The organism is Idiomarina sp., from assembly GCF_048265525.1.
Lineage (GTDB): Bacteria > Pseudomonadota > Gammaproteobacteria > Enterobacterales > Alteromonadaceae > Idiomarina.
Genome location: NZ_JBLXBI010000002.1, coordinates 168,286 through 190,782, shown reverse-complemented (window position 1 = coordinate 190,782; position 22,497 = coordinate 168,286). Strand labels below are relative to the sequence as shown.

Annotated in this window: 19 protein-coding genes; 10 read left to right on the top strand and 9 right to left on the bottom strand. The window is 47.9% G+C overall.

The window, feature by feature from the left end; all coding sequences use genetic code 11:
- Nucleotides 1-68: 68 nt before the first annotated feature.
- Together katG and ACN0TF_RS06410 are read right to left on the bottom strand one after the other, a co-directional pair.
- Entirely contained in the window at nucleotides 69-2,246 is a 2,178-nt protein-coding gene (gene katG, locus ACN0TF_RS06415) for a catalase/peroxidase HPI (RefSeq protein ID WP_417441245.1), read from the bottom strand.
- A gap of 240 nt (nucleotides 2,247-2,486) precedes the next feature.
- On the bottom strand, nucleotides 2,487-2,768 hold the full coding sequence (locus tag ACN0TF_RS06410) for a hypothetical protein (RefSeq protein ID WP_417441244.1): 282 nt from the start codon (nucleotides 2,766-2,768) through the stop codon (nucleotides 2,487-2,489).
- 67 nt (nucleotides 2,769-2,835) lie between these two features.
- Here ACN0TF_RS06410 and ACN0TF_RS06405 point away from each other — a divergent pair, with 67 nt between their 5' ends.
- Complete coding sequence (locus ACN0TF_RS06405; RefSeq protein WP_417441243.1) at nucleotides 2,836-3,468, top strand: class I SAM-dependent methyltransferase; 633 nt, start codon at nucleotides 2,836-2,838, stop codon at nucleotides 3,466-3,468.
- Between the two features lie 4 nt (nucleotides 3,469-3,472).
- On the opposite strand, the gene ACN0TF_RS06400 is transcribed toward ACN0TF_RS06405, so the two are convergent.
- The 4 genes from ACN0TF_RS06400 to ACN0TF_RS06385 all read right to left on the bottom strand — a co-directional run bounded on the left by ACN0TF_RS06400 (nucleotide 3,473) and on the right by ACN0TF_RS06385 (nucleotide 9,936).
- Nucleotides 3,473-4,030, bottom strand: a complete 558-nt coding sequence (locus tag ACN0TF_RS06400) for an isochorismatase family protein (RefSeq protein ID WP_417441242.1) — start codon at nucleotides 4,028-4,030, stop codon at nucleotides 3,473-3,475.
- A gap of 25 nt (nucleotides 4,031-4,055) precedes the next feature.
- Nucleotides 4,056-5,402 (bottom strand): nicotinate phosphoribosyltransferase, encoded by a 1,347-nt coding sequence (locus tag ACN0TF_RS06395; protein WP_417441241.1) that lies wholly within the window; start codon nucleotides 5,400-5,402, stop codon nucleotides 4,056-4,058.
- Between the two features lie 155 nt (nucleotides 5,403-5,557).
- Nucleotides 5,558-7,366 (bottom strand): phytase, encoded by a 1,809-nt coding sequence (locus ACN0TF_RS06390; RefSeq protein WP_417441240.1) that lies wholly within the window; start codon nucleotides 7,364-7,366, stop codon nucleotides 5,558-5,560.
- 29 nt (nucleotides 7,367-7,395) lie between these two features.
- Nucleotides 7,396-9,936: a TonB-dependent receptor gene (locus tag ACN0TF_RS06385; RefSeq protein WP_417441239.1), complete on the bottom strand. Its 2,541-nt coding sequence runs from the start codon at nucleotides 9,934-9,936 to the stop codon at nucleotides 7,396-7,398.
- Between the two features lie 205 nt (nucleotides 9,937-10,141).
- Between ACN0TF_RS06385 and ACN0TF_RS06380 the strand changes: the two genes are divergently transcribed.
- Together ACN0TF_RS06380 and ACN0TF_RS06375 are read left to right on the top strand one after the other, a co-directional pair.
- Nucleotides 10,142-11,047: a GGDEF domain-containing protein gene (locus ACN0TF_RS06380; RefSeq protein WP_417441238.1), complete on the top strand. Its 906-nt coding sequence runs from the start codon at nucleotides 10,142-10,144 to the stop codon at nucleotides 11,045-11,047.
- Complete coding sequence (locus ACN0TF_RS06375) at nucleotides 11,028-12,086, top strand: helix-turn-helix transcriptional regulator (RefSeq protein ID WP_417441237.1); 1,059 nt, start codon at nucleotides 11,028-11,030, stop codon at nucleotides 12,084-12,086. The genes ACN0TF_RS06380 and ACN0TF_RS06375 overlap by 20 nt, the downstream gene beginning before the upstream one ends.
- Before the next feature lie 15 nt (nucleotides 12,087-12,101).
- On the opposite strand, the gene ACN0TF_RS06370 is transcribed toward ACN0TF_RS06375, so the two are convergent.
- Together ACN0TF_RS06370 and ACN0TF_RS06365 are read right to left on the bottom strand one after the other, a co-directional pair.
- Nucleotides 12,102-12,461 carry a diacylglycerol kinase gene (locus ACN0TF_RS06370; protein WP_417441236.1) on the bottom strand — a complete coding sequence of 120 codons (360 nt, stop codon included), beginning with the start codon at nucleotides 12,459-12,461 and terminating at the stop codon, nucleotides 12,102-12,104.
- A 75-nt stretch (nucleotides 12,462-12,536) separates the two neighbouring features.
- A complete protein-coding gene (locus ACN0TF_RS06365) occupies nucleotides 12,537-12,785 on the bottom strand; it encodes a hypothetical protein (RefSeq protein WP_253617231.1) in 249 nt (82 codons plus the stop codon).
- A 112-nt stretch (nucleotides 12,786-12,897) separates the two neighbouring features.
- Between ACN0TF_RS06365 and ACN0TF_RS06360 the strand changes: the two genes are divergently transcribed.
- The gene (locus tag ACN0TF_RS06360; RefSeq protein ID WP_417441235.1) at nucleotides 12,898-13,134 is read left to right on the top strand and encodes a hypothetical protein; all 237 of its coding nucleotides are present in this window, start codon (nucleotides 12,898-12,900) and stop codon (nucleotides 13,132-13,134) included.
- Nucleotides 13,135-13,152: 18 nt separating this feature from the next.
- Here ACN0TF_RS06360 and ACN0TF_RS06355 read toward each other — a convergent pair whose 3' ends face one another.
- Nucleotides 13,153-13,443, bottom strand: coding sequence for a coiled coil domain-containing protein (locus ACN0TF_RS06355; protein ID WP_110012930.1), 291 nt, complete (start codon nucleotides 13,441-13,443; stop codon nucleotides 13,153-13,155).
- A 171-nt stretch (nucleotides 13,444-13,614) separates the two neighbouring features.
- Here ACN0TF_RS06355 and ACN0TF_RS06350 point away from each other — a divergent pair, with 171 nt between their 5' ends.
- From ACN0TF_RS06350 to ACN0TF_RS06325, 6 genes are all read left to right on the top strand, one after another.
- Entirely contained in the window at nucleotides 13,615-15,156 is a 1,542-nt protein-coding gene (locus tag ACN0TF_RS06350; protein WP_417441234.1) for a hypothetical protein, read from the top strand.
- Between the two features lie 26 nt (nucleotides 15,157-15,182).
- A complete protein-coding gene (locus ACN0TF_RS06345) occupies nucleotides 15,183-16,697 on the top strand; it encodes a hypothetical protein (protein WP_417441233.1) in 1,515 nt (504 codons plus the stop codon).
- Nucleotides 16,698-16,817: 120 nt separating this feature from the next.
- Nucleotides 16,818-18,938, top strand: coding sequence for a methyl-accepting chemotaxis protein (locus ACN0TF_RS06340; protein WP_417441232.1), 2,121 nt, complete (start codon nucleotides 16,818-16,820; stop codon nucleotides 18,936-18,938).
- Nucleotides 18,919-19,596 (top strand): TorF family putative porin, encoded by a 678-nt coding sequence (locus tag ACN0TF_RS06335; protein ID WP_417441231.1) that lies wholly within the window; start codon nucleotides 18,919-18,921, stop codon nucleotides 19,594-19,596. The genes ACN0TF_RS06340 and ACN0TF_RS06335 overlap by 20 nt, the downstream gene beginning before the upstream one ends.
- A 69-nt stretch (nucleotides 19,597-19,665) precedes the next feature.
- Entirely contained in the window at nucleotides 19,666-21,591 is a 1,926-nt protein-coding gene (locus ACN0TF_RS06330; RefSeq protein ID WP_417441230.1) for a methyl-accepting chemotaxis protein, read from the top strand.
- A gap of 94 nt (nucleotides 21,592-21,685) precedes the next feature.
- The gene (locus ACN0TF_RS06325; RefSeq protein ID WP_417441229.1) at nucleotides 21,686-22,495 is read left to right on the top strand and encodes a UDP-2,3-diacylglucosamine diphosphatase; all 810 of its coding nucleotides are present in this window, start codon (nucleotides 21,686-21,688) and stop codon (nucleotides 22,493-22,495) included.
- Nucleotides 22,496-22,497: the final 2 nt, after the last annotated feature.

Here is a 22,497-nt window from a genome sequence, read left to right as displayed (position 1 = left end):
ACGGTTCAAAGAAAAAGGGCGCTCGATATCAAGCGCCCTTTGTAATTGCCCACTAACCTGATGTCAGACTATAAATCAAACCGATCTGCGTTCATCACTTTCGTCCAGGCCTTCACAAAGTCTTTTACAAACTTCTCTTGGTTGTCGTCCTGAGCGTACAGCTCTGAGTACGAACGCAGTATAGAGTTTGAACCGAAGACTAAGTCAATGCGGCTTGCTGTCCACTTCAGTTCGTCAGTTTTGCGGTCACGAACTTCGTAGTGGTCATCCGCTTTCTTCCAGACATTGTTCATGTCGGTCAGATTAACGAAAAAGTCGTTGGTTAACGTACCGACACGGTCAGTGAATACACCGTGCTCAGACTCACCGTAGTTAGCGCCTAAAGCGCGCATACCACCGACAAGAACTGTCATTTCTGGCGCCGTTAATCCCATCAAATGGGTGCGATCCAGCATCAGCTCTTCCGCCGGTACCGCGTAATCTTTTTTCAGATAGTTACGGTAACCGTCATGCAATGGCTCTAAAGGCTCGAAGCTTTCTACATCGGTCTGTTCGTCTGTCGCATCACCACGGCCCGGCGCAAACGGAACCGTTACGTTATAACCGGCATCTTTTGCGGCTTTCTCAACCGCTGCCGTACCACCTAAAACAATCAGATCCGCTAAACTCACTTTCTTGTCCAGCGTCGACTGCAGCTCTTCCAGTACACGAAGGACTTTGTGCAGTTTTTCCGGCTCGTTACCGTGCCAATCCTTTTGTGGTGCTAAACGAATACGAGCACCATTTGCGCCGCCACGGAAATCCGAGCAACGGAAGTTACGTGCGCTGTCCCATGCAGTAGAAATCAGCTCGTAAGACGTTAACTCTGTGTTTAATAACTTCTCTTTTAAATCAGCAATTTCTTGTTCGCCTAAGGTGTAGTCCACTTTCGGAATAGGATCCTGCCAAATCAGGTCTTCTTCCGGCACATCGGCACCTAAGTAGCGGTCTTTGGGACCTAAATCGCGGTGCGTCAGTTTAAACCAGGCACGGGCGAATACGTCAGCAAAGTACTCTGGGTCTTTGTAGAACTTCTCCGCAATTTTGCGATAGTCCGGATCCATTTTCATCGCCATATCGGCGTCAGTCATAATGGGGTTATGACGAATGGATGGATCTTCCACGTCAACCGGCTTATCTTCTTCTTTAATGTCGATAGGTTCCCACTGCCAGGCGCCGGCCGGGCTTTTCTTCAGCTCCCACTCGTAGTTAAACAGCAGGTAGAAGTAACCGTTGTCCCACTGGGTCGGGTTGGTCGTCCAGGCACCTTCAATACCACTGCTCATGGTGTCGCGACCCACGCCTTTGCCGCCACTGTTGCGCCAGCCCATGCCCTGCTCTTCAACGTCTGCAGCTTCCGGCTCTGGGCCTAAGTTTTCTTCTTTGCCATTACCGTGACACTTACCCACAGTATGACCGCCCGCAGTTAACGCACAGGTTTCTTCGTCGTTCATTGCCATGCGCTTAAAGGTTTCGCGCACATCTTTTGCGGTACGAAGTGGGTCAGGGTTGCCGTCAACGCCTTCCGGGTTCACGTAAATTAAGCCCATTTGCACTGCAGCCAGTGGGTTCTCCAGTGAGTCACGCTCTTCATCCGAGCTGTAACGGTTTTTCGTTTCCGCCAGCCACTCCTTCTCGCTGCCCCAGTAAGTGTCTTCTTCAGGGTGCCAGATATCCTCACGGCCGCCGGCAAAACCAAAGGTTTTAAGACCCATGGATTCATAAGCCATATTACCAGCCAGAATGAATAGATCGGCCCAGGACAATTTGTTGCCGTACTTTTTCTTAATTGGCCATAACAAGCGACGCGCTTTGTCTAAGCTTACGTTATCTGGCCAGCTGTTTAACGGCGCGAAGCGTTGGTTACCCGTACCGCCACCACCGCGACCATCGGCTAAACGATAAGAGCCCGCCGAGTGCCAGGCCATACGAATCATTAAACCGCCATAATGTCCCCAGTCTGCCGGCCACCACTCCTGGCTGTCGGTCATAAAGTTTTTCAGGTCTTGCTTTAACTCTTCTAAATTAATTTTTTTAAACTCTTCCGCGTAATTAAAATCTTCATCCAGCGGATTCGCTTTGGTGTCGTGCTGACGCAGAATTTCCAACTTCAGCGAGTTTGGCCACCAATGGGTGTTTGTTTTCTTCTCAGAGGTCATGCTGCCGTGCATGATAGGGCATTTACCGCCACCACTTGATTTAGTCATTTAGCCTTCCTTATTTTTTGTGCTCAATTTGAATATTTGTTATGTAAGTTATAGCAACGCTCGGCTACTTACTCAAAGGCAAGATTTCGTTTGCTTTGATAGGTTTTATAGATACAGGAGAAATAGAGCGAAAGATCGGAATGCCGGTTACTTTAAGGCAAGTGTTTAATAATTTGGAATGAACATTGATACAAACCGCCGCATTTGAGGTTTCAGACGCAGCAGCTTTCTTCTCGCTTTTTACACACAGGTATCTTCTATTATCTCTTTTTGCTTTTCCATTTCTTTGGTGTTCTCTTCCGACTCTGCAATAAGGAACTCCATCTTCGCCGATGCGCACTTGTCAGCGAGTTCCTTACTCATGATATAGCTTTGATCTTTCTGATATTGTTCCATACCTTCAGCGCCGCTGTATTTCTCCCTATTCTCAGGGCTGACATCTTTTTCGTAAGGTTCAGGCTTAGTCGCACCGCACGCTGATAGCAACAAAACCGATGCAATAAAAAATATATGTTTATACAATGTCCATTCTCCTTTTCCATGTGCTCAAAAACTAGCTTACTCTAAATCCCTGAGGTAGCATACCCCTATGCAATGTACTCTATGTTCCTCAATATCCCAGCCTTTTTGTGCAGATAAAAAGCGTCAGTATTTTCGCTGCACGGAGTGCGATCTTATTTTCGCAGACCCTGACACCCTCCTGTCTCAAGCCGAAGAGAAGCTCATTTACGATTATCATGAAAATGGTCCAAACGATGTTGGCTACCGTAAGTTTTTACACCACCTGGCAACCCCTTTACTGGATAAACTGTCTCTGGGTATGGAGGGTCTTGATTTTGGCTCCGGCCCCGGTCCAACATTGAATTTGATGCTTGAAGAACAGGGTATGAAGATGTCTGTTTATGACATCTATTACGCGCCGGATACCGGCCAGTTGAGTCGTCAGTATGACTTTGTCACCTGCACCGAAGTAGCAGAACACTTTCGGGAGCCCAATAAGAGCTGGGCGCTGTTAATTAACCTGGTCAAACCTAGCGGCTGGCTGGGAGTAATGACCTGCATGTTCACAAAAGAAACGGCTGACGACTTTAACCTGTGGAGCTACAAAGGTGACCCCACCCATATCAGCTTTTACACACCAAAAACCATACAGTGGATAGCACAACGCTTCCAGTTACGCATTGAAGTAGTTAGCGACCGAGTCATTTTGTTTAAGAAGTAAACCTCTATTTAATAACAACACCGACGTCTTTTAATTCTTGCCGCGCTTTCTCAGCGTCAACTCTATCGATAAAGCGGGTGCCCTCTTCCACTAAAAAAGTTTCATAGTCATTTTTTGTGGCGTCTAGTGCCGTGGCTTTTACACACACTTCCAGCGCCAGGCCGACAACCCATACGCGTTTGATATTAAGGTGCACAAGTTCCGAAACCAACCCCGTTTTATCGAACGCAGAATATTGATCAATATCGAAACGAGCCCCTTTAGAGACTAAACGGGCGTTCTCGGGCAAAATAAGATCAGGATGAAACTCAGCGCCCTTGGTATCCTGTACACAATGCTCGGGCCATGGCCCGCCGCGCTCGTCAAAACTCACATGATGTCGCGGATGCCAGTCTCTTGAAACAAAGACCGGAATGCCAGCCTCCTGAGCCTGTGCGCTCAGTGCATTAATAACGGGCACAACCTCGCCACCTTCGTCCAGCGCCAGCTTGCCGCCCGGACAAAAATCGTTTTGTACATCCACAATGATCAGTGCATCGTTTTGTTCAAAAGTCGCTTTCATGAATATCCTCCGCTGAAAACCTGGGCTAACCCTCTTGTTTAAGGTGTTCGGTTATTTCTTTCTGGTAGCTCGCTAGTTTATCGCTTATCTCGACCGGATAAGACTTCTCCTTGCTGCTTATCGAGGAGACGTACTCGGATAATTTATTTAACTGCTGCTGCGCGTACTGTCGAATTTCTTCAATGTCTCGCTGGTGAGAAGGCAACCTTTTGCCGCTTTGCATCACTTTTTTCAGCAATGGTTCGCCGGGTAACTGCTCTTCTGCACGAGCAATAGTGTCGCGACGGAAGTTGTCCCCAGACTCGCGAAAAACTTGCTTTTCGCCCGGCAAAACAGGCTTGCCACTGGAAAGCTTCAAACGCCCCTTGCCCCCGTATTCAACCAGTTTGTAGGCCATATCAAGTGCCGCTGCATCGTCGGAGACACCCATGCCGGTGCCGACACCAAAACCATCAATTGGTGCTTTGTCTGCTATTAGCTGAGCAATTTTATGTTCGTCCAGACCGCCGCTGGCAATAATCTCTAAATGGTGAAGGTTATGTTCGTCCAGCAGCTTTCTGGCTTTAACAGCAAGATCACCTAAGTCACCGGAGTCAAGCCGAATGCCTTTTACTTTAAAGTCATCGCCCAGCTCATTGGCCAACTGAATGACTTTTTCTACACCTTTTAAGGTATCGATGGTGTCTACCAGTAGGACGGTTTCCGGAAAAACCTGGGTAAAATTCTTTAACGCCTGATATTCCGAATCGTGAGCCTGAATATAGCTGTGCGCCATAGTGCCAGCTACAGGTAAACCGTAAGTTCGCGCAGCCAGCATATTTGAAGTGGCAGCAATACCGCTTAAATACAGTGCCCGGCTGCCTTTTTTGCCCGCATCAATGCCATGCACCCTGCGTGCCCCAAAATCCAGAACCGGCCGCTTTTCTGCCGCATGGGCAACTCGTGCTCCCTTTGAGGCTAATAGGGTTTGCAGGTGTATCTGATTCATCACCAGAGTTTCAATAAGCTGCGCCTGTGGCAGCGGCGCTTTAATCTCGACAATGGGTTCATTTTCAAAGAATACCGTACCTTCAGGAAGCGCTCTGACCTGCCCGGTAAACTCAAAATCACGAAGATAATCGATAAGCTTTTGAGAGAAGTTTTGCTCTTTTAGGTAGCGCAAATCGTCATCGCTGAACGACAGGTTTTCAATGGTTTCAAGCAAGGGATCTAACCCCGCAGCCAACAGAAATTTCCGCTCATTCGGAAGCCGCCGGACGAACAAGGTAAAAACCGCGTCGTCTTGCATGCCTTCCTGCAAATACGCATCGAGCATTGTGAGCTGATACAAATCTGTGAACAGTCCAAGATCTTGTCGCTCAGTACCTGTCATAGCTTTCCTCTATTTAGTGTCTTTGCACTAAGTCTAGACAATGCACTCGCTTTTATGTAGCCAGAAAGCTGCAACTTCAGGCCGTAAGAACAAAAGCCGCCCGGCAGCTTTAACTACCGGACGGCTTTGTCAGTAAGTGTGTGAGAAGTAACTACTTACTTAATGGTTTTCAGAATATTCTCTAACGGCACCAGTTTAAGGTTTTGACCCGCTTCCGGCATACGGTTACGTCCGTCCTGAACAATAAACGCGCCTTGCTCAAACCCTTTACCCAGAGACTGAGTTGTTACGTTAATGCCATCGGTCTCTGACGCGCCATCAATAGCTAACTCGGTATTGGTGCGAATACGGAAGTGCGAAAGCAACGACCAGGGCGCTTGCCCTTCAAACACAATGTAACTGTCGTTGCCCTGACTGGAGAGAAACAACAAGTCCCGGCCATCAACACTGGCAAAAGTGACGCCTTCAATATCTGCGACCAGCTCTTCATGTTGGTCAACAAAAATAACCGGTTCACCGGAGGTTGAACCATCAGCAGCAGCGTCAAATAACCATACCGCGGCATCCTCTTCACCAACGAATAAGCGTTGCGTTTTATCATCCACAACACAACCTTCAGGCTGAGAAGGAACGCTCAATTCTCTTACTTTTTCCATCTTGCCGTCGTTGCTTATAACAAACTGCTGAATAACACCCGATTTGCCGTTTACATAAACGGAGGCCTGTTCTGTCGCTTCGTTATAACCCATGCAAAGACCGTAAATCTCTTCAATATCGGTAAGCGCATTGGTACCAACCGAAAGCTCTCCGTCTGCGTTAATATCAAACAATTGCAGGCTGTTGTTGTCACGCAAGGAAGCAACTGCCCGGGAGCCCCGAACATCGACATTATTCAGGCGGCCCACAGGAAATTCCTGAACAATTTTACCGGACATGTCATAAACGTAGAGACCTGTGCGCTTATCCGTACCCATGATGCGGCTTTTCTCAGGTGTTTCCGGATGTACCCAAACGGCAGGATCATCAATCGCATCGCCGCGTAAAGGTGAGGGTTCGGTTTGCAGGGTTGCCTCGACCTGAGACACCGGCTTTATGCCCGGACGCGGTTTTGATTCCAGAGTATCAATGGTCAGCTTGCTCATTGCCGTCATGTCTTCTTCTGTCAGCAATAGCTCGCCATTTCCTAAATCAGACACATCGGTTAGTGCTTCAGCGTCGTCAATTGCGAAGGCTTTATCAAACTTAAAACCCTGCTCATTCTGACGATACACCAGCAGCCGCGGCGGCTCTTCTTCAAGCACCAGCAAACTGCCGTCATCAAGCAGCTCCAGCGCTTTCACTTCGCCTTCAATAACCCCAAAAGGCTTAGCTGCTGCAATTAAGTCGCGCCCCTGATCAACTTCAGGCTCGGCGTTATACGCCCACACAGCCTGATCCGCTTCGGCAACGTACAGCTTTTGTTCCGCGTTCGATACAACACAAGCCGTGCTGTCAAAAGGTACGTTCATATTGCGAACAACCAGCGGCTCTTTTAACCACTGCTCGTCCTGCTTTAACAATCGCTGCTCTGCACCGCCACGGCCGCCAAGCAGAAATACAGACAGCTGCTGGTTTTCGTTACTCTCATAAAAGCAGATATCCTCTATCACGCGGCTGGTTATTTCGCCCTTCCACACCGGCTGTACATCTTTGCCGCTGGCACGCCACAGAAAAAGCTCCTGAGTGTTACCATCCATAGCTCCAACCAGAGTTTCCCCATTACTCAACGGCATAGTCCGCAGGTGAAAAAAATCGCCTTCGGCAACGCGTTTATCACCCAGGCTTAGTCCATCAGCAGTAACTTTCAGGTAGTCATTATTCAGTGCGACTTTATGACGAAGATTCGTTTCTGTCGCTGACGTACCGCAAGCGGCAAGTAGCATCAAACTTGATGCTACTGCGCTTAAAATCATTTTATTTCTCATAGTTATCCTTTAAATACCGTTATTTCGCATTACCAGTTAATTAACTGCACACCCAGAGTAAAGCTGCGGCCGTAACTCTCGTATTGCGCGTTGTATCGCTTCTGGCCGGTATAAACATAGTAGGGTTCGTCGGTAATGTTGTTGGCCGCAAAGCTAAGGCTGACATGGTCGTTAATTAGCCATTTTGCGGAGAAGTCCAGAGTCAAATTGTCGTCTTCATAAATGTCGTAACGGCTGTCTTCAACATCACCAAGCTCAGCCAAATATTTTGACTTGTAGTTCGCTGCCAGACGTAAGCTGACATCATAAACTTCGTAGCCAAGCGCAAAGTTTGCCGTAGTGTCAGACTGACTTGGCAAAGTAATGTCGCGCGATACGAGCTGCCCGTCATCAGTCCAGTCAACGGTTGCTTCTGAGTCGGTAAAGGTCAGGTTAGTATTGATTAAGAAGTTATCCAGCCAGTTATCAAAACCAGACACCTGGTGCACAAAGTTGATTTCTAAACCATAAACGTAGGCGTCATCACCGTTGATATAAGTAACAGCTTCATCAAAGTTTTCGTAACCCGCACGTCCGGCAACATCGGCTTCATAGACAAAGTTCTTAATGTCTTTGTAAAAGGCCATGGCGGAAATAACACCCAAGGTTTCGTCGTAATGCTCAATACCAAAATCGAGGTTCTGCGTGGTTAATGGTTCAAGATCCGGGTTACCGAATTCAGCCTTCAGGTCGCCGTCGTCATTTTCCAGATAGTAGCTGGATCTGACTTGCTCAAAGTTTGGTCTGACAAGGCCGGTGCTGTAGGCCGCACGGATAATAGTGTCATTACTTAAGTCGTAGCGAGTCACCACACTAGGAAGCCAGTTTGCATCGCTGAATTTGTCCGAGACCGGTGTAAAGGTTTCCAACTCGTCGTCATAACGGTTACCGCGCCCGGTACGTTCCTCATGTTCATAGCGCGCGCCAGCAATAACCTGCCACTTGCCAAAGCCCATGTCGGCCATCAGGTAACCGGCACTGATGTCTTCATCAATTTCGTAAGATGCGATTCTCGATTCAACTTCATCCCGGAAGTTTTGTAACTCGAAGGTATTAACCATATCCCAAAGTTTGTCAGCGGAAGCGCCGGGGCCAAATCGATCCAGGCCATACTCAACATTTGACGAGGTTTCGTAGTCAGCAAGCGTTAGCCCAGTAACACCCAGGTCAGCAAAGTCTTCCATAATAAAGATGTTTTCTTCTGCGGACTTTTCACGCTGGCTTAACTTAACACCGCCTTTAAAAGTAACCTGATAGCTGGGTTGTAACCAGTCATAAGCCACATCCAGCTTAACGTTCTTTTCAGTCTCTTCGGTGTAGGCGTCACTCACTTCCACTTCATCAATTTCATATTCTGACGCCTGATAAGCGCTGTCCGGGGCAATTAACCCTAAACGTTTGACGCCGGAGTAGCCCAGTCCGCCATCAAATTCCTGCGTAAACTTGGCTCCACCAATAGCAAAAGGCTGATCTTCGCTGGCTTTGCTGGTACCTGCCTCCAAAGTGACATGCCAGTCATCAAACTTCTGTTTAGTGCCCAGCACAACTGCTGTAATTTCCTGAGTCTCTTTACGGTCTTTAAGCTCGCGTACAATTTCGCCGCCAGCACTAGCTTCTGCGCCAATTGGATCAGAAAACTCAGTCACAATACCCTGACGAACTTCAGTATCCGCAAACTCACTGTACAGCGAGCGTAGGTAGAATTCGGAATCATCCGAAGGGCGATAGTCCAGGTTTAAGGCTAAGCCGGTTCGCTCACGGGTAACCGAATAAGCACGTTGCTCAAATTCTTCCAGGCCCGGTTCATCCAAGTCCCAGTTACCACCGGTTTCAACGTTGTCGGTAGTAAATGAGCGATCCTGATAACTACCGGCAAAGGCGATACCAAAACTGTCCGCTTTATCGCCGACATCAAAGGTGTTGCTGACAACACCGGAAACTTTCGGGTTCGTTTCGCTGGCCTGCTCGTTATAACCAACATCAGCAGTAAAAGAGTAGAACGAGCCTTCACGGTCAAAAGCAGTCATGCTTTGCAGTTCAATATTACCGCCAAGGCTACCTGCTGAGATATCAGGCGTCAGGGTTTTATTAACCACAACCGATTCCAGCAAATCCGCCGGAATAACATCTAGCGCCACGGCTCGGCGTCCGGCTTCAGGAGCCGCCAGTGAGGTGCCATTGTATGAAACCGAGTTTAAATCGGGGGCTAAACCACGAATCCGAATAAAGCGTCCTTCACCCTGGTCACGTTCTACAGATAGACCCGGAATTCGCTGCAACGCATCACTAACGCTGTCATCCTGCAGCTTACCCATGTCATCTTTTTTCAGAACATTGATAATACCGCCAGACTCACGTTGCTCCTGCACCGCACGTTTAATTGAATCGCCGTAGCCAATAGTCAGCACCTCTTCAATGCGCTTTTCTTCGGTTGTTTTATCTGTGCTCTCGTCCTGCGCTTCCTGAGCCATAAGTGGCGATGTTGCACCACATGAAACGGCAATAAGCCAAGCTAAATATGTCTTCTTCATAATCATTCAAACCCTGTCGTTTTTTGATTGATGCGACATACCTTAAAAGCAAAAAGTGACAATATGAGGATGCATATCACCCACTTATGAGCTCTTTTGATGCGGGTCAGTTAAGCCCAAAAAGCGAAACCAGCGTCACCAAACTGTCACAACCGGAGGTTAGAGTGTCTTTGTCGTTCTAATGCCTAGATATGCGGAGACTTCAATGCGATTGATTAATTTACGCTATATCAGCAACTGGCGAGTTCTGCTCATTGCCGTAGTGGTTCTGATTTGTTTGCTGCTTAGCAGTCAACTGGGTGTAGTTAAACCTTATGAAATCGTTGATCCGCTGGACATTCTTGGTGAGGGCTCGACCCTGTTCCTGACCATTTTAATTGTCATATTTACGGTTACTGACCGGCCACGGGGAAATGTAACCAACCTGTTTTACAGCGGTGGTCTACTGCTTATTTTTTCCATGACGCTGGACGTATTAGACGAATTTTTTCGCTATCCGGATGCACTGCGGTTACTAAGCTGGCTGGAGTCCTTTCCGCTTCCTGTGGGGCTGATTATCATTAGTTTTGCCGCAGCTGAATGGCGGCGTGAAAACAAAATGCTGTCGCGACAACTTATGGTACGCGAAAAGAACCTGCGGTCTCATCAGTGGGTCGACCCTTTAACCTCGCTATACACCACCCCTTATTTTATCAAGCTGGTTGAACGGGAAATAGCGTTACAAAACAGTACTGATGCAGAGTCGACTGTACTGGTTAGCGTTAATTTCAAGAACTTCGCCCAGTATAATCATGAAATGGGTACAAAAGCCGGAGACGAACTCCTGCATCAGGCCAGCGAGTTAATGGTGTTACTGCTAAGGCCTCAGGACTGTCTGTGTCGGGAACACAGTGACCATTTCTTAATACTGCTTCCGCAAACTCGCTTGTCGCAAGCCGACAGGCTAATGAAGGTTATAGCTCAGAATCTAAACTCCGAACTTGAGTTACCCAATTACATGAGTGTGGAAGTGCATACTCACTGCGTTGAAGAACTCTCAGCTGTTGATGCAATTACCGCATTACACACGCGAGTTGAGGAGATGACTCACTATGCGCCCCTGGCCAACTAACGACCAGCGCCGTTTGCTTGGTAAACCCTTTATTCGGGCACTGCTGCCACTTGCCGAGAGGCGCGGCATTTCCTCATCGGAGCTTTTCAGAGGCACGTCATTATCTGAACAGAAACTGCAGATAAACAACTTTCGGCTAACCGATCATGAAATGCTGTCGTTACTGGCGTCTGCCGAAGAAAAAATTAACGACCCACACTTGTGGCAATTGGTTGTAGAGACACTGTTCAGCGACAGACTGAACCCACTGATTGACCTGACCGTTCACGCTCAAACGCTAAAGCAGGCACTTATTCACTTATCGCGCTTTCAAAGCCTGCTACAGCCCTTTTTATTTACTCCCACCCAACGCTTTGAAAATTACTTACAACTGGACTTTATTCCAGTTGAAGGGCTGTCAGGGAAAATGAATCAACTCTGCTATTCTGCCAACTGTAAAATTGGTGTAGCAATACTTTTGATGCTGGGCAGAGCTCGAGGCTTAGCCGTTAACCAGTGGCATGTTGCTCTGCCTGAGAATATTTCGCCCTTACCCACCTGGAAAAAATGGGTAAAAAAGGTGAGTTCACGCCCTATTTGTGGACTCTCTATTCCGGCGGAGCAACTTCAGGAACATTCGCCTGAGCGCAACTTAGCCCAATATCATCAGGCACTTAGCTTTTGTCAGATGCAGCATCAGACACAGGCTCAAGCTTCTGTCATGCTAAGCGTTTTTAAGTGGCTGGATTATCAGCTTGAAACGGGCCACGACGCCTCGCTGACCGAGTTAGCCGCTGAAATTGGCATTAGCCTGTCCTCGTGCAAACGCCTACTGGCAAGTCATGGCTACAGCTTTCAGCAAATATATGACCTGGTGCGGCTACACAAACTGCTGAACCTGCTGCAAAAACACCCCTACAGCAATGTCGAGCTTGCGCAGAAGCTGGGCTACAGTAACCCCAACAACTTTCGACGCGCCTGCAAACGCTGGCTGGGTATTGTTCCAGAAGAGCTTCGCCAGCAGCAATCCGTTTTATTTGTACCTAATTCTTCTCTCTGACTAATAAGCTATAAATTAAAAAAACAAAATGCTAACCCAGACCACAACCATAAACATTAGGGCAAAAAAGACCGCCGCCGAGGCTAAATCTTTCGACCTGCCACTAAGCTCGTGGAACTCTGCCCCAACTCGGTCAACAACGGCTTCCACCGCCGAATTGAGAAGTTCTGTAATGAGCAGAATAAAAAGACTTGCAAGCAATAGCAGCCGCTCGGCCAGCGAAGCTTCAACGTAAAAAGCAACAGGCACCAAAATCAAACACATTAGTGCTTCCTGTCGAAAGGCCGCCTCGTACTGCCAGGCACTTTTCAGGCCTCGCAGCGAATTGAAAGTTGCGTACCAAATTCGTTCTAAGCCTTTCTTGCCCGGTTTCATTCGACCTCATTTATAGCTCGTTAAAGAGCCAGAAAAATGTACTAAATATATCTCTTAAACTACTTTAAAAACTATCTACTTCGGGGTGCCGAACATAATTTTATCGGCATTGCCGGCTAACGCAATAATCATAGTTACGACCCAGGTTCCGAGTATCCACCAAAAGGTTGGCCAGGACATCCATGCAAGGTCAAGAAACAGCAAGTCGAAAATCCAGACAATAAATGCCGCGAATAAAATCGAAGGCAGAAATACAACGAAAAGAACGCAAAGGGCTAGAGGTATCGTGCCCAGAGTTTTCATCCAGTTTAATAAAGAGGACATAATGGCTTCATATTAGTGAGAATGGACTGAAGCTACCTTTAGTTGATAGAGATATCAACTCACTCCGTGATTTTCCGGAAAAATCGACTATTATTTGTTCTGGGAGGCCTCTATGACTCAAGAAGAAATCAATTCTCAGGAATGGCATGACGAAAGCAACTGGTCACGGCCTTTGTGGCTCGGCATATACTTTAGCAAGAAAGATACGCGCAGCTGGGTGCCGAAATTTTATCCAATACTTGGCTGGACAATTAATTTAGGAAACCGGGCTGGGGCTGCATGGTTTATCGGTATTATTGCCGGGGCACTTGTCGCAGCATTTTTTGCGGGGTGGCTAACAGCCAGCTAGCTGCCACCCCTTTGCCCTTTATTTTTTAAATTGCTGACTGGCCGATTTCAGTGCCGTTGATAAAGACTCTGTCGCCGACTCCAGTCCCTTACTAACGTCAGACCATGCGTCCTTGCTGGATTTCTTAACCTCTTCCAGCTTATTTTCCGCATCATCTTTTAACGCTTCAAGCTCATTAATTTTTTCTTCATACTTAATTTCAGATTCCGCCTCTGACTGCTTTGCTTTGGCTTTTAAGCGGTCAATCTCGGCTTTCATCTCTTCTATTTTTGCTTCGTGCTTTTTCTCAAATGCGTCTTTGTTGTCCATTTAAACCTCCAAGTTTTTACCGTTACTCAGTAACTTAATTAAATAAGCATGGTCAAAAGTCGTCTGGGAATCAAGCGGGCCCTGGTTCTCCTGTATGATTACTGTAAAGATGCTTGTCCGGTTTATGGTTTTCGGGTTTCATATTCGCATTACCCAATAGACAGGGATGTCATGGCAAAAAGTAAAAAGAGCACGCTAGATCTTAGTGTAGCGACATTCGTTGACCCTGTGCGCCTCACCACCGTTAAGCCGAGTTCCAGAGAGCTGGATTTTTCGTACTTTTATAACGGCAAGGTGGTTTACAGCTATTGTCACCAGTTTCCCTGGCGCTTTCACCGTTTTCCTGAGCTGAACCCGGAAACGTTAAAAACCACCACCTGGGGCATTCGGGATGACAACTACGCAGTTATTGGTCAGCAACTTATAAAAGTGAAGCCACGACGTTGCCGTCGTATTGGTAAATACGCCCATTTTTATTTTTTAGTTGATGATCAGGTTTTTAGCCCTAATGAGGTTGATGGTGAGCTGGCACTGGAGCTTGTTCCCGACGCTGATGCGCGTTCATTTAAAGTTCATGATGAGCTCTACGCTGAAGATGCAAACGCCTACTACAGGCTGGGCGGGCGCCGAATTGGCAGCAAAACAGAGGACTTTCCCGGAGTCTCCAGCCCCGACGACTTAACGCCACCGGCACCTAAACCCGCGCAGCAGCCTAAGCCCGACACCTGGTTTCCACAAATACCCGATGGCAACGCTCTGGAGCGCTTTGAATGTATACAGCAATGGTTCGACAGGGATTTTTCATTAAAATGGCAGCGACATCGCAGTGCGCCCCGTTTGTATCAGTTACTGAATTTCGGCCTGCAACTGTGCTGTGAGATAAGCGAAGACACGAATATTACCATGGCGGATCGGGGCATCAGGCTTTATGAACGCTTTAAAGATTATGCGTGGTTAATGCCTGAGCTGGTGCACAATGCCGCCTGCCTTTATGCCATTCAAAATAAAGCTGACCTTGTCGCTTCCTGTTGCGAAGAGGCACTGGGCTATCGCTACGAAAATTCAGACGCATTACTGGCTGAACCCGTTATTAAGGCGTGTCTCAGCGTAGAGGTCCTGAAAAACTTACAGCGCCGAGCCAACGCGCAGCAACCACACACCCCTTATATTTCTCTTGAGCTTATAGAAGCTTACGAAAAGGTAGCTGACGAAGCTAAAAACGACGCTGCATTCAGCAACATGCTGGAGCGCCACATTCTTTACACTTGGCTGTATTATAGCTCCGATGAACTGCGCCATTTCACCGCTCAGGAAAAGGCCGATCAGACCTATTGGAAAAAGCTGGAAGAAAAAATCTACTGGTACATGCAGAACCTGATGTTACTGGATTTAAAATTTATGGTGATGCCGGACGTGCGCCAGCGTATTCAGTCTTTAATTGACGCATATTACCAGCACCCCTACCTGAATCCAGTAGCTATTGTCAGCGTGGCTCATGACTTATTTCGGATGTTTCACAGCGAGGCAAACTGGCAGGAAACTTTCCTTTCCGAACAAGGGAAAAGACTACCGCCCAGTAAGAGAATGCTGCAAAGCGAAGCCTTAATTAAGCTGTTTGAAAAACAGTTAAGCAAGCTGCCGAAGGCGCAGCAGCAACAGTATAAAGCGCAGGCGGAAACCTATTTTGCCTATCTTTTGATGAGTTCAAGCTAATCAACTATCGGAATCATTTTTAGAAAATGGCTAAAAAAAGCAGTTCGACACGTCTAAAAGAAACGCTCTACGCTGTCTTCTCACTTTCAGAGGATACCATTCGCGCCGGAGAAGAGCGTTTCGCCCAGTTAAATAAAGACGAAGTCAAAGCATTGGCGCAGCGCTGGTGTTTTGATGGGCTGACATCCGACGGTTATCAGCCGCTATTTTCCGATGAAAACAAAATCATGTTAATTAACACCATGGTTCACGGCAGCCTGTCAGAGCGTAAAAAGATAGCACAAGAATTTAACTATCAGTCGAGCTACCTCTGTGGTCGTTTGTATCAGCTTGGAATGTTCGAGCTTTTTTATACCTGGGCGACTCAACTGAACAATAAGAAGCTGCTGGAACAACTCATTCCGGGCATCCTAAAATATATGAACGATGAGCGCGCATGGCTGTATTACGAGGAACATCGCGACGATGAAGACTTCCACCTGCAGGTTCTGGACAGCCTGCATGGACCGGCGTATCTCAACCTCTTCCGGTACCGAGACAAGTACCTTACCCTTTGGAAACACGTGGCGGATAAGTTTCAAACCGATGGATGGGGCTCTCACCTGCTGGTAGCAAAAAACTTGGGACTTCACCCTCCTGAACCCGGCTACTTTTCCCTACATTCGGTTGAAAACCCCTGGAATTATTCCGATGCGCCCATTCGTAAGCTGCAACAACTGGGTGTCGATATTCAGCTGGACGGCGAGATTGGCGACCACTACCACCAGAGCAAAAGCGAAATGCTGGTGGGGCTTGTTTTAAACGGAGAAAGGTTTGATCGGTTGTTCTGCGGCCCTTTTTTACCAACCCCGGATAACACCCGCCTGTATTGCAGCTTGTCAGACCCCTACTTCAGTTTGATGCTGGTTGAGATTGATTTAAACACCAACGAGATTTTTTATATCGATTCATCTCCGACAATAAATGTGCCTATGGCCTGCGAACATGACGGAGAAAAACTGATAGCTTATGACTGCTGGAACAATCTTAACCTGGCTTTAGACAAGCAAAAGGCAAAGTACTATTACATTCCTGAGCTGCTCAAAAGCGAACCATTTAAAGCGCAATTTAAACAACTTACAGCAACACAAGCCCCGGGATTTGAGTTTGAGAAAGGCGCAATTATTAGCGTACGGAACTGGCACCAAGGCTTTCCCGACGACTATTATCTGAAGTTCATTCTGGGTACCTTTAGCCTGCCAAAAACCTACCCTCTTCGCATATGTTTGTGCGCTGAGTCGGGTGAGATTTTTGCGCTTTATCACTGCGACACCGAAAGACAATATTACCTGTTTGTGGTCAGCAAAAACCTCAATGACTTTATTGAGAGCATTCAGGTATATCAACGCTTTATGGCTGAAGAGAGTTTTGCGAGCAGCCCACACGCTGAAGCGGCTCAACTTTCTGCGGATCAGGTGAGTAAATTGCGAAGTCGCTTAGCGCCTTTCTTACCTCCAGAGCCGGCTGAACGTAACTTTTGGCTCTGGTTGTTAAGCCGATAAAGCCAGTAAATTACCGACTAACTGTTTTCTAGAGAAATTACTGCTTATTTTTCGCTCATGATTTGTATTTTCAGCCCGATATAGGTATACAACCTTTATATCGGATGCCTGGATACTTTTATGCAAACAGCGTCACTGCGTTTTAAACTTATATTTGGTGCCGCCTGCCTGCTTATACTAAGCATGGGCTCACTGACACTGTACAGCTGGTACTCAATGAACCAGGCCGGACAAAATGCTATTGAGCAAATTAGTGAGCCCCTGGAAGAGCAAGTAACCGCATCTTTAAATGACACAGCATTGCGCTTTGCCGGCAATACTGAGGCTTTATTGAACCGTAGCTTCGATATTCCTGCAGGCCTTGCGTCTATCATGCGTAATACCGCCGTAGGCAGTGAGGGAGAACCCTATACCCGTGACGAAGCACAGCTTCTGGCAAGAAACCTGCTACTCGCTCACCCCTCAGTTTCTTCCATATATAACCAGTACGAACCCAATGGTTACGACGCCCTTGATGACGAATACAGCTCCAGTGAGCCACATACATCGAATCAGGGAACTCTGGAAATTTACTGGGTGTCGGAAGGCGCAAATCAGGCTCGATTTATTGAGACCGAAGACACGTCAGAGAAATACCTTACAAACTTAACCGAACAAGGCTTCCGCGAAGCCGAATGGTACCTTTGTAGTCGTGATAGCTTAAAACCCTGCCTCATAGAGCCTTATTTATATGAGATCAGCCCCGGCGAAGAAATGCTGTTAACCTCACTGGTGTATCCTGTTGTGGTTAATAATGAGTTTCGCGGTGTTGCGGGTGTCGACATTAACTTACCGGTATTGCAAAGCCGTATTCAGCAACAATCTCAGGAGTTTTATCAGGGCAAGGCTAATATGTTTCTGGTCAGCAGTAACGGCTTCGTCGTCGCCAGTAACCAACACCCTAACCGTCTTGGTAAGTCGCTGGAATCTATTAATGCCGAATTAGCTGAGCTTCTCGACAGTCCTGGCCAGTCAGAATTTAACGTCGCCGACAACATAGTGGTTAAGCAACCGGTTTATACCGAAGCCTCTGATACCACCTGGTGGATCATTGTCTCCGTACCCCGCGAATTAGCTTTTGCAACTGTTACTGAGCTGTCAGAGAGCCTTGAAGAAGATACGGCCTCAACAGTCTGGGGGCTATTAATGATTGCCGGATTACTATTAGCCGTATTCGTCACTCTGGTCTTTTTCTGGGTCAGTGCATCCACTCGTCCACTGAATAACCTGAGTATGCTAATGAAAGAACTGGCCGGTGCCGAGGGTGACCTTACCCGACAATTAGAGCGGACCTCGCACAGTGAATTAAACGACCTGGCCGACGGGTTTAACTTATTTACTGCCAAACTTCGCGATTTAGTCCGGGCTTTGAAGAAAGTTGCCGAAAACGTTGCGATGGAAAGCCGACATATGCTCGATAGCTCGAAACAGGCATCCAGCGCGACCGAAATACAGGCTGATCAAGTTCAGCAAGTGGCTACCGCCATGAACGAAATGACCGCAACAGCGAATCAGGTTGCATCATTAGCCAGTGACACGGCACAGGGCGCAGAAGAGTCGAGCAAGTCTTTGACTAAAGCAAACGATCTGGTCAATCAAACCCTGAAAGCCTTCCAGCAAGTGGCTGAAGAATTCGACCAGGCACGCCATCAATTTACCGAAGTTGCTGCCCGCAGTGACGAAGTGACCGGCATTACACAGACCATCGATGGCATTGCCGAACAAACCAACCTGCTGGCATTAAATGCCGCCATTGAAGCCGCCCGAGCTGGCGACCAGGGAAGAGGGTTTGCTGTGGTCGCTGATGAGGTGAGAACTCTGGCACAACGTACCCGCCAGTCGACAGAAGAAATTAACGGCTTGATTCAGGGTTTGCAAAAGCAGGTTCAGGCAAGTGTTCAGCAAATGGAAAGCAGCGCGGTAAAAGTGACACAGACACTCGAAGGCGCAAAACAAGCCTCCGAGCAGCTGAATTCAGCCACTGAGCAAGTACAGTCAATTAATGACAACGCGTTCCAGGTAGCCTCAGCCGCCGAAGAGCAGAATCAGGTAAGTGAAGAAATCAGTCGAAACATCAGCGCTATCAGTGACGCCACGCACGATTTAGAAAAACTGTCGGGGCAGATTACTCAGATTAGCAGTGCGCTGGATAACGCCTCAGGCGAAATGGAGGAGCAACTCAATGCACTTAAAAGCGATTAATATAGCCCTGTTTACCGGTCTCCTGATCAGTGGCACTGCGCAGGCGTCCTGGGACGTAACCGCAACGGCAACCAGCGACTATTTGTTTAACGGGGTAACTCAAACTGACGGTGACCCGGCGCTACAGTTTATTGCCAATAAAAACTTTGATAACGGCTGGTACGCCGGAGGCTTTGCTTCCAATGTCGATTTTGGCGATGACACCTGGCTGGAACTGGACGCGTTTGGCGGCCGCTACTGGCAAATTAATGATGAGATTGGCGTCGAGCTGGGGGCTTTATATTACAGTTATTATGGTGACGGCAGTGACATAAACTACGCAGAAACCACGGCAGCTCTCGATATCAGCGACTTTCGCTTTCAACTCTGGTACGCCTGGGATTACGCCGGCACCGACGCCAAACATCTGGTTGCAGCGGTTTCTTATCAGGTGTACAGCGATGGTGAAAATGGTGTGAATGTAGGATTTAACCAGTCGCGCTCCTTGGATTCTGAAGATTTTCAGTGGGATACCCGTGACCACTACAACCATGCCTGGATAGCTTATGACAGAAACTGGCAGCAGTGGAACTTCATGGTTTCCTATAATCACACCACTTTAAGCAGTGACTGGGGTGGCGGTAATACCCTGGCAGCGAACGTCACTTACACGTTTTAGAGTTTTTCGTTGCCAAAGATCGATGTCTAACATAGGATCGCGCCACTAACATTAGTGGCGCTTTAAAATATGACTATTCTCAAACGTATGAGCTTATGGCTCAGCCTCAGTATCCTTTCTCTTACAGTCCTTGCAGTTATCATTGCGGCCACTCAAACGAGTAATAAGATAAGAGCCGATCTTGATAATGAAACGGCACTAATTGCCAGCACCGTTCAAGATATGCTGACTATCACTGATCGCTTAATGCGTGATGAGGTAGATGCCAGCTTGTCGGTACTGAATCATTTAGTAAATACCCGTGGCGGGCTCAGCGTTGGCGATACGACGCGAGTAGGCGAAGAAAATGTACCAGACCTTTTATTAGACGGTAGACCACTGGCCAACAGTAAGGAGCTGGTAGATCTCCAGAGTCAGCTTCAGGGTGGAACCGCAACGATATTTTCACGTAACGGCGACGAGTTTATTCGTATCACCACCAATGTGAAGAACGCACAAGGTAATCGCGCTACGGGCACCCGCTTAGATAGTTCTACTCAGGCATACCAAACCGTTATGCGCGGCGAAACCTACCGGGGGCAGGTCAACATTCTCGGTCAATCGTACATTACGGCGTATCAACCCATTATAAATAGTGCAAACCGAATAATTGGTATTTTATATGTTGGCTACCTGGCTAATTTTGACGAGTTAAAGCGCTACATTGCAGATTCCCGCATTTTAGAGAATGGTTTCGTTGCCCTACGTGACGACCGCGGCACTATTCGTTTGCACTCTTCACACCTGAACCCGGATGAAATTACCCGTATTGTCGATGGAAATACGTCTGACTGGCAAATTTCAGAGACTCCTTTCCCCAACTGGCGGTATGACGTTTTAGTTGGCGTGGATGAGGAGGAAATACATGCTCTGGTGCTCGAACAAGCCGTTAAGATGATTGTCATTATTATCGTATCCGGCCTGCTCCTGCTGGGCTTGATTTTATGGCTGGTTCACAGCGTTGTACTTAAGCGTATAAACCGCATGAATTCGATGATACGCCGTATTGTTGAAGAGGAAGGTGACTTGCTTCAGCGCATGAACTCAGATTCTCCGGACGAGCTTGGAGATATGGCACGCCAGTTCGATGCTTTGCTTGAGCGTATGCGCTTAACCATAGGGTCGGTGGCAACCTTGAGTAAGCAGTCACATGACGAGTCGGCTAAATTGGCTCAGATAGCGCGCCACTCCGATGAGCTAGCTGGCGAGCAGGCTATGGAAGTTGAAACCATTTCAGCGGCGGTACATGAACTTGCCACAACGGCACGTAACGTGGCCGACAACACCAGTTTAGCCGAAACATCCGCAGTAGAGATTAGCCAGCAGGTTCAATCAATGCAGGACATGATTAACCAGCTGCGCAAACAACAGGTTGGTTTAGCTACTGAATCGGAACGAGCACAACAGGAGCTCGCTTCACTGACCAAAGCTTCTGATGATATCGCGCGTGTTATGGAAGTGATAAATGCGGTGGCGGAACAAACTAATCTGCTGGCTCTGAACGCGGCTATAGAAGCTGCGCGAGCCGGAGAAGCCGGACGAGGCTTTGCCGTAGTTGCAGATGAAGTCAGAGCTTTGGCGTCGAGAACGCAGAAATCCACGGAAGACATCGCTCATTTATTACGTAGTTTGCACGATGGTGTCGAAGCCGTTGGCGGCGTCATTGTGGCTCAGGCCGAGCAGTCACAGCAAAGCCTTTCCGCTGTAGAAGAGGTGTCGGGAATGAGCAACACAGTGAGTCAGGCGGTTGAAAATATTACCAGTCAAAACGCTCAGGTCGCCAGTGCAGCCGAGGAACAAAATGCCGTATCCTCAGATGTCAGTGTGCGCTTAGAGCGACTTAAAGAGCAAAGTACAAACGTTGCAGAACAGGCAGAAGAGACAGCCAGCTCCAGTAATACGCTCAGCGGCCTGATTCAGCAGGTGGACGACCAGTTGAAACGATACAAAGTGTAAATAACCTACCGATGTCACAAAAGCTTAAATGAACTGTCAACGGCGGTTCATTTAAGCAGAGGAGTATGGACGAAACCCACAGTGGGAGATCGTTATGCCTCAGGCTCGCTTGAACGCCCGAACTTTGTTTATTTCCGACGTACACCTTGGCTCTAAAGATTGCAAAGCCGAATTTCTGCTTCACTTACTCAAACGCGTTGACGTTGAACGGTTGTATCTGGTTGGTGACATTGTCGACTTTTGGGCAATGAAACGGCAGATATTTTGGCCGGATCGGCATCATAAGGTACTTCAGCAAATACTGGCTATGGCACGTAACGGTGTCGAAGTTATCTACATTCCCGGCAACCATGACGAAGTTATGCGTAAATATCGCCACCCGGATGTGGCCAGTATTCGCATTCAACGTCAGGCTATTCATACTACCGCTGACAACAAACGTTTGCTGGTCACGCACGGCGACGCGTTTGATGCAGAAACCTGCCACAGCCGCTGGCTGTCGTTTGTTGGTGACCATCTTTATGACTTCTTACTGTGGCTTAACCGAACAACAAACCGCATTCGCAACCTGTTTGGCCACAATTACTGGTCATTGTCGGCCTACGTGAAAAGCCAAATTGGTAAAGCCGAAGAAGTCATTGGCCGCTATCGGGCGGCCTCATTCCGCGAAACTAAAAAGCGTGGTTTAGACGGTATTGTTTGTGGACACATTCATCACCCGGAACTGGTCGAGTCTGACGGCTTATTGTACGCCAACACAGGTGACTGGGTGGAAAACTGCACGGCTCTGTTCGAAAGCCAAGACGGCGAGCTGTCGCTGATGAAATACACATTCTCGGATGCTCAGCCAGCTCGCTTAAGTCGCTTTCGTCGGCGCCGTCGCGCCTATAACAACGCGGCCTAAAG

Bases quoted from the DNA above. Each gene is read 5' to 3' on its own strand.
- katG (WP_417441245.1), bottom strand. From the start codon at position 2,246: ATGACTAAATCAAGTGGTGGCGGTAAATGCCCTATCATGCACGGCAGC.
- ACN0TF_RS06405 (WP_417441243.1), top strand. From the start codon at position 2,836: ATGCAATGTACTCTATGTTCCTCAATATCCCAGCCTTTTTGTGCAGAT.
- ACN0TF_RS06400 (WP_417441242.1), bottom strand. From the start codon at position 4,030: ATGAAAGCGACTTTTGAACAAAACGATGCACTGATCATTGTGGATGTA.
- ACN0TF_RS06395 (WP_417441241.1), bottom strand. From the start codon at position 5,402: ATGACAGGTACTGAGCGACAAGATCTTGGACTGTTCACAGATTTGTAT.
- ACN0TF_RS06390 (WP_417441240.1), bottom strand. From the start codon at position 7,366: ATGAGAAATAAAATGATTTTAAGCGCAGTAGCATCAAGTTTGATGCTA.
- ACN0TF_RS06385 (WP_417441239.1), bottom strand. From the start codon at position 9,936: ATGAAGAAGACATATTTAGCTTGGCTTATTGCCGTTTCATGTGGTGCA.
- ACN0TF_RS06380 (WP_417441238.1), top strand. From the start codon at position 10,142: ATGCGATTGATTAATTTACGCTATATCAGCAACTGGCGAGTTCTGCTC.
- ACN0TF_RS06375 (WP_417441237.1), top strand. From the start codon at position 11,028: ATGCGCCCCTGGCCAACTAACGACCAGCGCCGTTTGCTTGGTAAACCC.
- ACN0TF_RS06370 (WP_417441236.1), bottom strand. From the start codon at position 12,461: ATGAAACCGGGCAAGAAAGGCTTAGAACGAATTTGGTACGCAACTTTC.
- ACN0TF_RS06365 (WP_253617231.1), bottom strand. From the start codon at position 12,785: ATGTCCTCTTTATTAAACTGGATGAAAACTCTGGGCACGATACCTCTA.
- ACN0TF_RS06360 (WP_417441235.1), top strand. From the start codon at position 12,898: ATGACTCAAGAAGAAATCAATTCTCAGGAATGGCATGACGAAAGCAAC.
- ACN0TF_RS06355 (WP_110012930.1), bottom strand. From the start codon at position 13,443: ATGGACAACAAAGACGCATTTGAGAAAAAGCACGAAGCAAAAATAGAA.
- ACN0TF_RS06350 (WP_417441234.1), top strand. From the start codon at position 13,615: ATGGCAAAAAGTAAAAAGAGCACGCTAGATCTTAGTGTAGCGACATTC.
- ACN0TF_RS06345 (WP_417441233.1), top strand. From the start codon at position 15,183: ATGGCTAAAAAAAGCAGTTCGACACGTCTAAAAGAAACGCTCTACGCT.
- ACN0TF_RS06340 (WP_417441232.1), top strand. From the start codon at position 16,818: ATGCAAACAGCGTCACTGCGTTTTAAACTTATATTTGGTGCCGCCTGC.
- ACN0TF_RS06335 (WP_417441231.1), top strand. From the start codon at position 18,919: ATGCACTTAAAAGCGATTAATATAGCCCTGTTTACCGGTCTCCTGATC.
- ACN0TF_RS06330 (WP_417441230.1), top strand. From the start codon at position 19,666: ATGACTATTCTCAAACGTATGAGCTTATGGCTCAGCCTCAGTATCCTT.
- ACN0TF_RS06325 (WP_417441229.1), top strand. From the start codon at position 21,686: ATGCCTCAGGCTCGCTTGAACGCCCGAACTTTGTTTATTTCCGACGTA.